Source organism: Pseudonocardia sp. 2-7, from assembly GCF_056341085.1.
In genome coordinates, this window is the sequence record NZ_CP094507.1 from 3618635 (window position 1) to 3630977 (window position 12343).

At 75.6% G+C, this 12343-nt stretch carries 10 protein-coding genes; 4 read left to right on the plus strand and 6 right to left on the minus strand.

Features of this window, described 5'->3' with window-relative positions; genetic code table 11:
- Positions 1-127: 127 nt before the first annotated feature.
- From MTO91_RS17400 to MTO91_RS17425, 6 genes are all read right to left on the minus strand, one after another.
- Complete coding sequence (locus MTO91_RS17400; protein WP_476651912.1) at positions 128-925, minus strand: ABC transporter ATP-binding protein; 798 nt, start codon at positions 923-925, stop codon at positions 128-130.
- Positions 922-1986 (minus strand): FecCD family ABC transporter permease, encoded by a 1065-nt coding sequence (locus tag MTO91_RS17405; RefSeq protein WP_476651913.1) that lies wholly within the window; start codon positions 1984-1986, stop codon positions 922-924. The genes MTO91_RS17400 and MTO91_RS17405 overlap by 4 nt, the downstream gene beginning before the upstream one ends.
- A complete protein-coding gene (locus MTO91_RS17410) occupies positions 1983-3032 on the minus strand; it encodes an iron chelate uptake ABC transporter family permease subunit (protein WP_476651915.1) in 1050 nt (349 codons plus the stop codon). The genes MTO91_RS17405 and MTO91_RS17410 overlap by 4 nt, the downstream gene beginning before the upstream one ends.
- A complete protein-coding gene (locus MTO91_RS17415; RefSeq protein ID WP_476651916.1) occupies positions 3029-4096 on the minus strand; it encodes an ABC transporter substrate-binding protein in 1068 nt (355 codons plus the stop codon). Before MTO91_RS17415 ends, MTO91_RS17410 begins: the two co-directional genes overlap by 4 nt.
- Positions 4093-4881, minus strand: coding sequence for a sugar phosphate isomerase/epimerase family protein (locus MTO91_RS17420; RefSeq protein WP_476651918.1), 789 nt, complete (start codon positions 4879-4881; stop codon positions 4093-4095). Before MTO91_RS17420 ends, MTO91_RS17415 begins: the two co-directional genes overlap by 4 nt.
- Before the next feature lie 68 nt (positions 4882-4949).
- Positions 4950-7250, minus strand: a complete 2301-nt coding sequence (locus tag MTO91_RS17425) for a transketolase-like TK C-terminal-containing protein (RefSeq protein WP_405416465.1) — start codon at positions 7248-7250, stop codon at positions 4950-4952.
- A 173-nt stretch (positions 7251-7423) separates the two neighbouring features.
- On the opposite strand from MTO91_RS17425, the gene MTO91_RS17430 reads away from it, so the two are divergent.
- The 4 genes from MTO91_RS17430 (at position 7424) to MTO91_RS17445 (ending at position 12100) form a co-directional block, all read left to right on the plus strand.
- The gene (locus tag MTO91_RS17430; protein ID WP_405416463.1) at positions 7424-7966 is read left to right on the plus strand and encodes an Lrp/AsnC family transcriptional regulator; all 543 of its coding nucleotides are present in this window, start codon (positions 7424-7426) and stop codon (positions 7964-7966) included.
- The gene (locus tag MTO91_RS17435) at positions 7963-8784 is read left to right on the plus strand and encodes a DNA/RNA non-specific endonuclease (protein ID WP_476651920.1); all 822 of its coding nucleotides are present in this window, start codon (positions 7963-7965) and stop codon (positions 8782-8784) included. The genes MTO91_RS17430 and MTO91_RS17435 overlap by 4 nt, the downstream gene beginning before the upstream one ends.
- 26 nt (positions 8785-8810) lie before the next feature.
- Complete coding sequence (locus MTO91_RS17440; RefSeq protein WP_405416461.1) at positions 8811-10160, plus strand: serine hydrolase domain-containing protein; 1350 nt, start codon at positions 8811-8813, stop codon at positions 10158-10160.
- Positions 10161-10294: 134 nt separating this feature from the next.
- Entirely contained in the window at positions 10295-12100 is a 1806-nt protein-coding gene (locus MTO91_RS17445; protein ID WP_405416459.1) for a BCCT family transporter, read from the plus strand.
- Positions 12101-12343 lie beyond the last annotated feature (243 nt).

A 12343-nucleotide genomic window follows, 5' to 3' on the forward strand; every position in this document is an offset into this window, starting at 1 on the left:
GGCGGTGACGACACGGTGGCCGGAACCACGACAACGCGACGCCCGGCGACGCGGGCGCCGCGGCCGGGGTCGGACGCAGCTGCCGGGGTCGGCGCGCCGACTCCGGACCAGGGCGCCGACGCCGGGCTCAGGCGCTGACGCTGCGGACCGGGTCGGCGTCGAGGTAGCTGCAGGTCAGCCGCCCCTCGTGGGTCGAGACGACCCCGCGCACGCCGAACACCTCGGCCAGCAGCCGGTCGTCGACGACGTCGCCGGGTGCGCCGTCGGCGTGCACCCGCCCGTCGCGCAGCGCGACGATCCGGTCCGCGCACCGCGCGGCCTGGGCGAGGTCGTGCAGCACCGCGACGACGGTCAGGCCGCGCTGCTCCTGCAGCTCCCGGACCAGGTCGAGCACCTCCAGCTGGTGGCGGACGTCGAGGTAGGTGGTGGGCTCGTCGAGCAGGAGCACCGGGGCGTCCTGGGCCAGGGCGAGCGCGATCCGCACCCGCTGGCGTTCCCCGCCCGACAGCAGCTCGACCGGGGTGTCGGCCCACGCCTGCGTGCCGGTGGCCGCCAGCGCGTCGGAGACCGCCGCGTCGGCGCCGCCGCCGAGCATGCCCAGCGGCCCGCGGACGGCGTAGCGGCCCTGTGCGACGAGCGCCCGCACGGTCACCCCGCCCAGCGGCGGCAGGGCCTGGGGCAGCACCGCGACCCGCTTCGCGACCTCCCGGCGCGGGGTCCCGGCCAGCGGCCGGTCGGCCAGGTGCACCGCGCCCGCGTCGGGCCGGTGCAGCCCGGCGAGCACCCGCAACAGCGTGGTCTTCCCGCAGCCGTTGCGCCCCACCAGCGACAGCCACTGCCCGCGGTCGACCGCCAGGTCGACGCCGTCGAGCACGGTGCGCCCGTCGAAGCGCACCGTCACCCCCTCGGCCCTGAGCACCGTCACAGCGCACCTCCCACCGTCGTACGGGACCGTCGGCGGACGATCCCGATGAGCACCACCGCGCCGGCGACCGCCGTCACCGCTCCCGCGGGCACCCCGATCGGCCGGTCCCCGGCCGGGGCGAGCGCCGTCAGCACCTGGGCGACGACGTCGGCCGCGACGACCGTGCCCGCCCCGGCCGCCGCCGACGCGGGCACGAGCAGCCGCGGGTCGGCCGCGCCCCGCAGCCCGAGCACCGCACGGGCCAGGTGCGGGGCGAGCAGCCCGACGAACGCGAGCGCCCCGACCGCCGCGACCGCCCCGCCGGTGGCGAGCACGGCCAGCAGCACCGCGGCCGAGCGCCACCCGGACACGGCGAGGCCGACGCCGCGGGCGTGGTCGTCGTCGACGCCGAGGACGGCGAGCACCGGGCCGAGCAGCACCGCGAGGACCACCGCGGTCAGCGCGACGGGCCAGAGCGCGTCCCAGTGCTCCCAGCCACGCCCGTTGAGCGAGCCGACCAGCCACCGGACCATCGACCCGGCCAGCTGCGGGCGGGCGGTGAGCAGCAGCAACGTCGTCCCGCCGAGCACCGCCGACACCAGCACCCCGACGACGGCCAGCCGCAGCGGGTCCGCGGTGCCCGGCCCCGCGGCCCGACCGGCGAGCAGCCACAGCACCCCGCCGCCGAGCGTGCCGCCGAGCAGGGCCACGCCGAGCACGCCGAGCGGGGTGCCGACCGGTCCGCCGAGCACGGTCCCCAGCACCGCGCCGAGCACCGCGCCGGAGCCGACACCGGTCACCTCCGGGGAGGCGAGCGGGTTGCGCAGTACCGCCTGCAGCACCGTCCCGGCGACGCCGAGGCAGGCACCGGCCGCGAGCCCGACCAGGACCCGCGGTGCCCGCAGCTCCCGGACGAGGTCGGTGGACAGCGGGTCCGCGACCCCGGCCAGCGCCGCGAGCGCGGTGCCGGGCCCGACGGCGGTGCCGGCCAGGAGCCCGGCCAGGGCCGCGACCGCCACGCACAGTCCGAGCAGCCCGAACCGGGCCACGAGCGGCACGCCCCGGCCCACCGGGCGGTTCACCGGTCCACCGCCGCGGCGGGACCGTCGGTGCGGATGGGACCGGCCGTGCGGGCGGGACCGGCCGTGCGGGCGGCCCGCGGGCGTCGCCACACCAGCAGCAGCCCGCCCGCGACGACCGCGACCCCCGCGGTGAAGCCGCCGACCGGCAGCTCCACCGGGTAGAGCACGGTGCGGGCCAGCAGGTCCGCGACGACGACCACGGCCGCACCCGCCCCGGCGCAGGCCGCGGCGCGGGGAAGCGGCCGGGCCGCGGGGAGCAGCACCCGCACCAGCTGCGGGGCGAGGAACCCGACCCAGGCGACCGGCCCCGCCGGGCCGACGACGGCCGCGACGAGCAGGCAGGCCACGCCCAGCACCGCCGCCCGGGCCGCACCGGTGCGCAGGCCCAGCGCGGAGGCGGCGTCGTCGCCGAGACGCAGCGGCCCCAGCAGCGGCAGCACCGCGACCCCCGCGACGAACGCGACCGCCAGCGCGGGCAGCACCGGCGTCACCGTCGCCCACGTCGTGCCGGTCAGCGAGCCCAGCAGGTAGCGCACCAGCACGCCCTGCTCCGAGGAGCCGGTCATGGCGACCGCCGCGAGCAGCAGCGCCTGCAGCGCCGCGCCCACCCCGGCTCCGATCAGCAGGACCGCGGCCGGGCCGACGGCGCCGCGGACGGCGAGCAGGGTGAGCGCTCCCCCGGTCACCGCGCCGACCACGGCGGGCAGCAGCGGCGCGAACGGGACCGCGGCCCCGGTGACGACCGTGACCGCCACCGCGGCCGCCGCACCGGAGGACACCCCGAGCAGCTCGGGGACGGCGAGCGGGTTGCGCAGACCGTCCTGCAGCAGCAACCCGGCCAGCCCGAGCGCGGCGCCGGTGAGCACACCGAGCAGCAGCCGCGGCACCCGCAGCTCGGTGACGACGACGTGCTCGATCCCGCCCGCCGCGCCCAGCACGGCGGGCAGCCGGTGCGGCGCGACGGCCGGGGTGCCGGTCCCGAGGACCAGCGCGGCGAGCAGCACCGCCCCGGCCGCGACGGCGAGCAGCACCAGGGCCCGTCTCACCGGCCGGGGACCACCGCGAGCGACTGGGTGACGATCGCGCCCAGGCTGCGCGTGCCGCGCCCGCTGCCCCACAGCCGCGGGTCCATCTCGTGCACGTTCCCCTGCTGCACCGCGGGGACCTGGGCCCACACCGGGTTCGCGGCGAGCTGGTCGGTCAGGGTGCGGTCGGCGGAGGAGAACAGCAGCGAGAACGCGAACACCACGTCCGGGGCCTGCGCGAGGATCTCCTCGACGCTGTAGGTGCTCGCGGTCTCGACGTCGGCGCCGCGCGGGACGAACGGGTAGTCGTAGAGCGTCGCGAGCAGGTTCCCGTTGACCGTGTCGGTGGTGTCGACGCCGATCGTGTCGGCGCTGCCGTACATCAGCAGGACCTTCCGGTCGGCCTGGCCGGTGGCGCGCGCCCGCTCGACGCCGTCGGCCAGCGTCGTGCGGAAGCGCCGCTCGCCCGCGGTGGCCTCGGCGGTGCGTCCGGTGAGCGACCCCAGGTCCCGCAGGTAGCCGACCGACTCCTCCCAGGTCGTCGGCTGCACCAGCCACAGCGGGGCGAACCGCTCGATCGCCGCACGCAGCGGCTCGTGCACTCCGCCGAGCCCGATCACCAGGTCGGGACGCAGCGCGGCGATGGACTCGACGTCCTCGCTGCCGAAGCTGCCGGCGACGGTCGGGACCTGCGCGGCGCGCTCGCCGAGCAGGACGGGGTTCTTCAGCAGGGCCGGGGTGGAGGTGCCGGCCGGGGTGAGCCCCAGCTCGACGACCATGTCGTCGCACAGGCCGGTCAGGCAGACGATGCGCGTCGGCGGGGCCGGCACGGCGACGGCGGTGCCGCGCGGGTCGGTGACCGAGAGTGCCGGCTCCAGCGGTGCGACGTCCCGGCTGACGGCGGGCCGCCCGGCGGCCGCCTCCGGCGCGGGCGCGGCCGTCCCACCGCACCCGGCGAGCAGCAGGGCGACCAGCGCGACCGGCAGCAGGGCGGCGATCCGGGAGGCACGGGACCGGGCGGCGGCGGTGCGAGCGGCTGCGGCGGAGCCGGCATCGGCATCGGCGGGCAGGCGACGGGCGCTCATCGCGCACCGGCCAGGTCGCGACCGGCCCGCAGGTCGCGCAGCGCGGCGGCGTCGCGGCTCAGCGAGGCGGCGGTGTCGCCGGGGACGAACTCCAGCAGCACCTCGGTGTCGGTGCCGTCGTCGCGGGACTGCGCGGTGAGCTCGGCGAGCACCGGGGCCCACAGGTCGGCGCGGTCGCCGAGCGGCAGCCGCTCGGTGTATCCGTCGGCGCCCCAGGAGAACGCGTGCACGGTGGCCGGGCGCAGCGCGCGGACCTCGGCCAGGCAGACGTCGGTGTCGGGCAGCTCGCGCGGCTGCCAGTGGGTGACCAGGGCGGGGTGGCCGACCTCGGCGCGCAGCCTCAGCGCGGTGTCGAGGCCGTCGGTGAGGGACTCGACGTGGTGCTCGACGAGCAACCCCATCCCCCGCTCGGCGACGGCGTCGGCGCAGCGCCGCAGCGCGTCCACGGTGGCGGCGCGCCCGGCGGGCGACACGTCGGCCGAGGCCGCCGTCCCGGCCCAGACCCGTACCCGCGGGGCGCCGAGCTCGGCCGCCGTCGCGACGACGGCGTCGAACTCGCCGGGGTCGGACGCACCGGCCTTGTGGTAGCTGCCGTAGGTGCCGATCCGCAGCCCTGCGCCCGCGCAGGCACCGCGGGCCGCCGACGCCGCCGCCCGGTCACCGGGGCGGACGTGCCGGTCCCCGGCCCACTCGACGACCTCGGACCCGGCGTCGACCGCCAGGCGCACGACGTCCGGAACGGACCTCTCACGGAAGGTGACCGACGCCAACCCCAGAAGCAGCATGGTCGGTAACCGTAGTCATTATCGATTGCGCGATCCAGCGACGTACGTCACCCGATGTCCGGTTCCGCCTAGAGCAGGTCGAGTCCGGCCGCCACGACCGTGTCCGCGTCGAGCCCGTGGTGGGCGTAGACCGAGGCGAGGTCGCCGGACTGACCGAAGCGGTGCACGCCCAGGTGCGTCGCGGGGACCCGGTTGACCCCGGCGAGGAACGCGAGGGTGTGCGGGTGCCCGTCGAGCAGGGTGACCAGCGGCGCGGCCCGGCGCGCGGGGAACGCCGACTCCAGGATCCACGGCTCGGCCTGCGGACGGGCGGGGCGTCCGGCGCGGGCCTGCAGGGCGTCGAACAGCAGCCCCGGGCTGGTCACCACGACGACGTCGACGTCGTGGCCGAGCTCGGCGAGCCGGTCCGCCGCGGCGAGTGCCTCGGTCGTCGGCGCACCGGCGACCGCGATGGTCAGCGCCGGTGTGCCCGCGGCGCGGCGGAGCGGGTAGGCCCCGGCGACCACCTGGCGCCGGCGCCGCTCGCGCGCGGCCGGGTCGGCCGGGACCGCCGCGAGGGTCTGGTCCACCGGCCGGGTCGACAGGCGCAGGTAGGCGCTCGTGCCGTCCGGACGGCCGAGCCGGGCCAGCGAGGCGAGCAGCGTCCACTCGGTGTCGATGGCGAACGCCGGCTCGTAGGTGACGCAGCCGGGCTGCTCCAGCCCGACGGACGGTGTCGTCACCGACTGGTGGGCACCGCCCTCGGGGGCCAGCGACACCCCGGAGGGCGTGCCGACGAGGATCGACTGGCCACCCGCGTAGATGCCGAACGACCACGGCTCCAGCGCGCGCTCGACGAACGGGTCGTAGAGCACCCCGATCGGCAGCACCGGACGGCCCCAGCGCGACCAGGTCGCCCCCAGCTCCCCCAGCGCCCCGACGAGGTTCCCCTCGGCGATGCCCAGCTCCAGGTGCTGGCCGGTGGGCCGCTCGCGCCAGTGCAGGATCGTCTCGGGATCGTCGTCGAACCAGTCCTTGCGCTCCGCGGTGGACCAGACGCCGACCTTGTTCACCCAGCCGCCCAGGTTCGTCGACGACGACACGTCCGGACAGAGCGTGACCACCCGGCCTGCCGCCTCGGGGGCCTCGCGGGTGAGGTCGAGCAGCGCCCGACCGAGCGCGGCCTGGGTGGTGGCCCGCCCGGTCGGGGTGCGTCCGATGTCGGTCGGCAGCGGCGGGACCGGCTGGTCGTCGACCGGGTCGCGGTGCAGCCGCTGCGCCGCGGCGGCCACCACCTCGCCCGCCGGGGACTCCGGATCGAAACACCGCCAGGGGTCGTCGGGGTCGGCGCCGACGGCGTCGGCCAGCTCGCGGACCTGGTCGGCGCTCAGGATCGAGCCGTGGTTCTGCGGGTGGCCCGCGGTCGCGAGGCCGTGGCCCTTGACCGTGTAGGCGAGGATCACCGTGGGCCGGGTGTCGTCGATCGCGGAGAACGCGTCGCGCAGCGCGGCGGTGTCGTGCCCGCCGAGGTTGCGCACCGCGGCGAGCAGGGTGTCGTCGTCGAGGCCGGCGACGAGCTCCTCCAGGCCGGCGTGCCCGTCGGGGAGCCGGGTGCGGACCTCGTCGGCGTCGCAGCGCAGCAGCCGCTGGTACTCCGCGTTCTGCATGGTGTCGATCCGGGCGCGCAGCGCGTCGCCGCCGGGGCGGTCGAACAGCTCGTGCAGCAGCCTGCCGTACTTGACGGTGAGGACCTGCCAGCCGGCCGCGGAGAACATGCCTTCGATCCGCGGCGCGCCGATCGCGGGGACGACCCGGTCCAGGGACTGCCGGTTCAGGTCGACGATCCACACGACCTCGCCCAGCTCGCCGACCATCGGGTCGAGGATGGCCTCCCAGACGGCGCCCTCGTCGAGCTCGGCGTCGCCGACCAGGGAGTACTGCCTGCCCTGTCCGGCGCCGCCGAAGTGGGTGTCGACGTAGCGGCGGGCCAGCGCACCCCAGATCGGGGCGGTCGCGCCGATCCCCACCGAGCCGGTCGAGTAGTCGACCGGGTCGGGGTCCTTGGACCGCGACGGGTAGGACTGCAGCCCGCCGAAGGCGCGCAGCGTGCCCAGGTAGCGCTCGTCGAGCTCGCCGAGCAGGTAGTTGATCGCGTGCAGCACCGGCGAGGCGTGCGGCTTGACCGAGACCCGGTCCCCGGCCCGCAGGTGCTCGAACCACAACGAGGTCATGATCGTCGTCATCGACGCCGACGACGCCTGGTGCCCGCCCACCTTCAGCCCGCTGGGGTCGCCGCGCCGGTTGGCCGCGTCGACGATCGCGGTGGACAGCCACAGCACCCGCTTCTCGATCTCGACGAGCGTGTCCGTCGTCACCGTCTGCGTGCCCATCGCCCACCACTCCAGCCTCGTCGCTCATGCAGCCTGCCCACCCAGCCCACCATCACATCGACGAGTGCACAACCACAGACCGCATGACTGAGCAGAGTGCACGCCCCGGGCCGGGCAGGACGCGCGTCGGGGCGGCATAATGCGCACCCGCGGACACGAGGAGGGGGCACCACGTGACGGGAACGACCGGCGACGGGCGGGCCGCGCTCGACGGCCACGACGCCCGGCTGCTGCTGGCCCTGGCGCAGGACCCCCGCGCGACGGTGCTCGCCCTCGCCGAACAGGTCGGCCTGTCCCGCAACACCGTGCAGGCCCGGCTGGCCAAGCTGGACCGGCTCGGCGCACTGGACACCTTCGAGCGCCGGGTCGACCCGGCGGCGCTCGGCTATCCGCTGACCGCGTTCGTGACGGTGCGGGTGGTGCAGCGCGAGCTCGCCGCCGTCGCCGACGCACTGGACCGGGTACCGGAGGTGCTGGAGGTGCACGGCGTCTCCGGACCGGAGGACCTGCTGGTGCACCTGGTCGCCCGCGACGCCGACGACCTCTACCGGATCGCCGGCCACCTCCTCGCGATCGACGGGGTGGAGCGCACGTCGACGTCGCTGGTCATGCGCTCGCTGGTCGGGTTCCGCACCGCCCCGCTGCTGCACCGCCTGACCGACGGCGGCGCAGGCGCACCCGTCGTTCACCCGGCGCCGCTACCGTCACGCCGATGAGCGCCCCCGCCGCCCCCGGTTTCGACCCGGACTTCCTCGGCGTCGCGACGCCGATGCCGACGCTGCCCGGGACCGACACCCTGCTGCTCCCCTACACCCACTTCGCGACGCTGCACCGGCCCGACCGGCGCCTGGCCGCGGCCACCGCCGTCGCGATCGACGGGGCGACCCTGCGGCAGCTCGAACGTTCCGACGACTGGCGCCTCGACGACCGGCTGCCCGCCGGGCAGCAGGCCGGCGCCGAGCTCTACGCCGACAACGATCTCGACCGCGGCCACCTGGTCCGCCGCCAGGACCCGGTGTGGGGCGGGGCCGCCGAGGCTGCGACGGCGGAGTCCGACACGTTCCACTACACCAACGCCGCCCCGCAGGCCGCCGCGTTCAACCAGGACAAGCAGACCTGGGGCGGGCTGGAGGACTACCTGCTCGACAACGCGGGCGACAACGACCGGCGGCTCGTGGTGTTCACCGGCCCGGTGCTGGCCGACGACGACCCGGAGTACCGCGGTGTGCGCATCCCGCGGCTGTTCTGGAAGATCGGCGCCTTCGTCGTCGGCGGCGCGCTCAGCACCACCGCATACCTGCTGGACCAGACGCCCCTGCTCGGCGACCTCGCCGAGCCGGCGCCAGGGGACCCGCCGCCGCTGGGCCCGTACCGCACCTTCCAGGTGCCGGTGGCCCGGATCGGCGAGCTGACCGGGCTCGACCTGGGCCCGCTGACCGCGGCGGACCGGATGCCGGTACCCGAGCCGGTGCCCGCCGCACTGTCGGAGCGGGCCGTGCGGCTGCGCTCGTTCGCCGACATCCGCGGACTGTGAGCACGCCGGGGATCTAGGGTCGCCCCGTGACCGAGCTGCTCCCCAGCACCCAGCGCACCCTGCTCGCCCGCGTCGCCCGCGCCCAGCGCGACGGCCGCGTCCCCTCCCTCGTCGCCGGGGTGGTCCGCGACGGCGCCCTCGTCTGGCACGCCGGGCGCGGAGCGCTGCCGGACGGGGCCGCCGAGGACGACGTCCAGTACCGGATCGGCTCCATCTCCAAGACCGTCTGCGCGGTCACCGTCCTGCGGCTGCGCGACGAGGGACTGCTCGACCTCGACGACCCGCTGGACCGGCACCTCCCCGGCACCCCGCTCGGCGACCGCACCCTGGGCCAGCTGCTGTCCCACCTGGCCGGGGCCGGCTCGGAGAGCCCCGGCCGGTGGTGGGAGCGCACCCCCGGCGGCACCCTCGAGGAGCTGGGCCTCGGCGACGCCGACCGGGTGCTGCCCGCCGCGCGCCGCTTCCACTACTCCAACCTCGGGTTCGGGCTGCTCGGTGAGGTCGTCGCCCGCCTCCGCGGCCGCGCCTGGGCCGACGTCGCCCGCGACGAGGTACTGCTCCCGCTGGGCATGACCCGTACCTCGACCCGCCCGCAGCAGCCCGCCGCGGCGGGACGGGCGGTGCACCCGTGGGCCGACCTCGTGCTGTCCGAGCCCGAGCACGACGCCGGGGTGATGGCCGCCGCCGGGCAGCTGTGGTGCACCGCGGCGGACCTGGCCCGGCTCGGCGCCCTGCTGCTCGGCGACACCGGCGACGTGCTCTCCCCGGCGACGGTCGAGGAGATGACCCTGCCCGCGGGCGTCGACCCGACGTCGCCGGTCTGGGCAGGCTACGGCCTGGGCGTGCAGGTCCTGCGGCTCGAGCGGCCCGAGGGCGGCGGCACGACGACGCTGGTCGGGCACGGCGGATCCATGCCCGGATTCCTCGCCGGGCTCTGGGTGGACCGCGAGGAGGGCGCCGGGGCCCTGGCGATGGGCAACACCACCTCCGGGATGGACAGCGGGCTGGCCGCCGGGCTGCTGAACGACCTGCGCGTCGCCGAGCCCCGCATCGTCGCGCCGTGGACCCCGCAGCCCTGCCCGGTCGACCCCGAGCTGCTCGGACCGTGGTTCTGGGGCCCCTCCCCCTACGCGCTGCGCTCGGTCGGCGGCGGGCTGCTGCACCTCGGCGGTCTCGGGCGTCCCGGACGCGCGTCGCGGTTCCGGCCCGGCCCGGACGGCACCTGGGTCGGCCTGGACGGCTACTTCGCCGGGGAGACCCTGCGGATCGCCCGCGACCACCTGTGGCTGGCCACGTTCGTCTTCACCCGCACCCCCTACGACCCGGCCGCACCGGTCCCCGGCGGCGTCTCCGACGAGGGCTGGACCACCTCCTGACATCACGGTTCGGCCTGCACAGCGACACGGGACGGCCCAGTACCTACACTTTCGGCACACAAACGACTTGTGCACCATTTCTGCACGAACGAGAGCGGAGGGGGGATGCGCCCGGCACACGGGCGTGACCACGTATGACACAGGCCCAATCACCACCGGACGGCCGTCCGGACACGACCGGGGACGACCGGCCCCGCACCGACTGGATCGTGTTCGGCGTCGGCGCCGCGCTCGCGCTGCTGTTCGTGCTGTGGGGGCTGCTCAGCGCCGACACCCTCGGCGCCACCGCCGAGGCGATGCTCGGCGGGCTGATGCGCGGCGGCGGCTGGGGCTTCATCCTCGCCGCGACCGCCTTCGTGGCCTTCGCACTGTTCCTGGCCTTCAGCCGCTTCGGGCGCATCAAGCTCGGCGCCGACGACGAGGAGCCCGAGTTCCGCACGGTCTCCTGGATCGCGATGATGTTCTCCGCCGGCATGGGCATCGGGCTGATGTTCTTCGGCGTGAACGAGCCGCTGACCTTCTTCCAGTCGCCGCCGCCCGGCGCCGCCGAGCCCGGCACCATCGACGCGCTGCAGACCTCGATGGCGACCTCGCTGTTCCACTGGACGCTGCACCCGTGGGCGATCTACGCCGTCGTCGGCCTCGCGATCGCCTACTCCACCTTCCGCAAGGGCCGCCGTCAGCTCATCAGCCAGGCCTTCATCCCGCTGATCGGGCGCAAGGCCGCCGAGGGCTCCATCGGCCGGGGCATCGACATCCTCGCGATCTTCGCGACGTTGTTCGGCTCCGCGGCCTCGCTGGGGCTGGGCGCGTTCCAGATCGGCGGCGGCATGCAGACCGTCGGCTGGGTGGACGGCCAGGTGAGCCCCTGGGTGCTCGCCGCGATCATCATCGTGCTGACCGCCGCGTTCATCCTCTCCGCCGTCTCCGGCGTCGAGAAGGGCATCCAGTGGCTGTCCAACACCAACATGGTGCTGGCGGCGGTGCTGGCGTTCTTCGTGTTCGTCGTCGGCCCGACGGTGATCATCCTGGACCTGATTCCGACGTCGATCGGCGCGTACTTCTCCCAGTTCTTCGAGATGGTCGGGCGCACCGAGGCCGTCGGCGGCGAGCCGATGCTCGAGTGGCTCTCCGGCTGGACGATCTTCTACTGGGCGTGGTGGATCTCGTGGACGCCGTTCGTCGGCATGTTCCTGGCGCGGATCTCGCGCGGGCGCACCATCCGTGAGTTCGTCGGCGGCGTCATCCTCGCGCCGAGCCTGGTCTCGCTGGTCTGGTTCTGCATCTTCGGCGGCACCGCCATCACCCAGGCCCAGCAGGGTGCGCAGTTCTCCGACGACTCCAACGTCCAGCTGTTCCAGATGCTGGCCGCCTACCCGTGGGCGACCTTCACCGGCCTGCTGGTCATGCTCCTGGTCGCGATCTTCTTCGTGTCCGGCGCCGACGCCGCGTCGATCGTCATGGGCACGCTGTCCCAGCGCGGCACCATCGAGCCCAGCAAGTGGGTCGTGGTCTTCTGGGGCTCGGTCATGGGCGCGGTCGCCGTGCTGATGCTCGTCACCGGCGGTGAGAACGCCCTGGACGGCATCCAGAACCTGACCATCCTGGTCGCGGCGCCGTTCGTCGTGATCATGGTGCTGCTGTGCTTCGCGCTGTTCAAGGACCTGCGCCGCGACAAGGTCGTGCTGCGGGACGAGAAGGGCGCGCAGGTGCTGGAGCAGGCCGTCGACTGGGCCACCGACAACCACGGCGAGAACTTCTACGTCAAGGTCGGTGCATTCGACTCGACCGACCCGAACACACCCGCCGACGGCAACGGCAGCTCCGGCAACGGCCACGGTTCCGTCGCGGCCGGGGCCGACGGGCCGGAGGGGCGGACCGGCGACGAGTCGACGCGGGCGACCGCCGAACGGCGCGACAGCCCGGTCGGCGGCGACTGACCACCTCTCGTCGCACACGACGGCGGCCGGACACCCTCCCGGGGTGTCCGGCCGTCGTCGTCCGTGGCAGGGTCGAGGGCTCACGGTCGCGGGGACGGCCGGACGATCGGACGGCCCGTGACCGACCGCCCACCGACGGTGAGCGGTCGGGAGTGACCCGGGCCGACCGCGCTCGTTGGACCTCCTGCGACCACCCGGTGCACGGCCCCCGCGCGCACCGACGATCATCGGAAAGTGCTGCGC

What these genes read in the sequence shown, in the direction of transcription:
- MTO91_RS17420 (WP_476651918.1), bottom strand. Translation starts at nt 4,881, where the DNA reads ATGCTGCTTCTGGGGTTGGCGTCGGTCACCTTCCGTGAGAGGTCCGTT.
- MTO91_RS17435 (WP_476651920.1), top strand. Translation starts at nt 7,963, where the DNA reads ATGAGCGCCCCCGCCGCCCCCGGTTTCGACCCGGACTTCCTCGGCGTC.
- MTO91_RS17425 (WP_405416465.1), bottom strand. Translation starts at nt 7,250, where the DNA reads ATGGGCACGCAGACGGTGACGACGGACACGCTCGTCGAGATCGAGAAG.
- MTO91_RS17445 (WP_405416459.1), top strand. Translation starts at nt 10,295, where the DNA reads ATGACACAGGCCCAATCACCACCGGACGGCCGTCCGGACACGACCGGG.
- MTO91_RS17415 (WP_476651916.1), bottom strand. Translation starts at nt 4,096, where the DNA reads ATGAGCGCCCGTCGCCTGCCCGCCGATGCCGATGCCGGCTCCGCCGCA.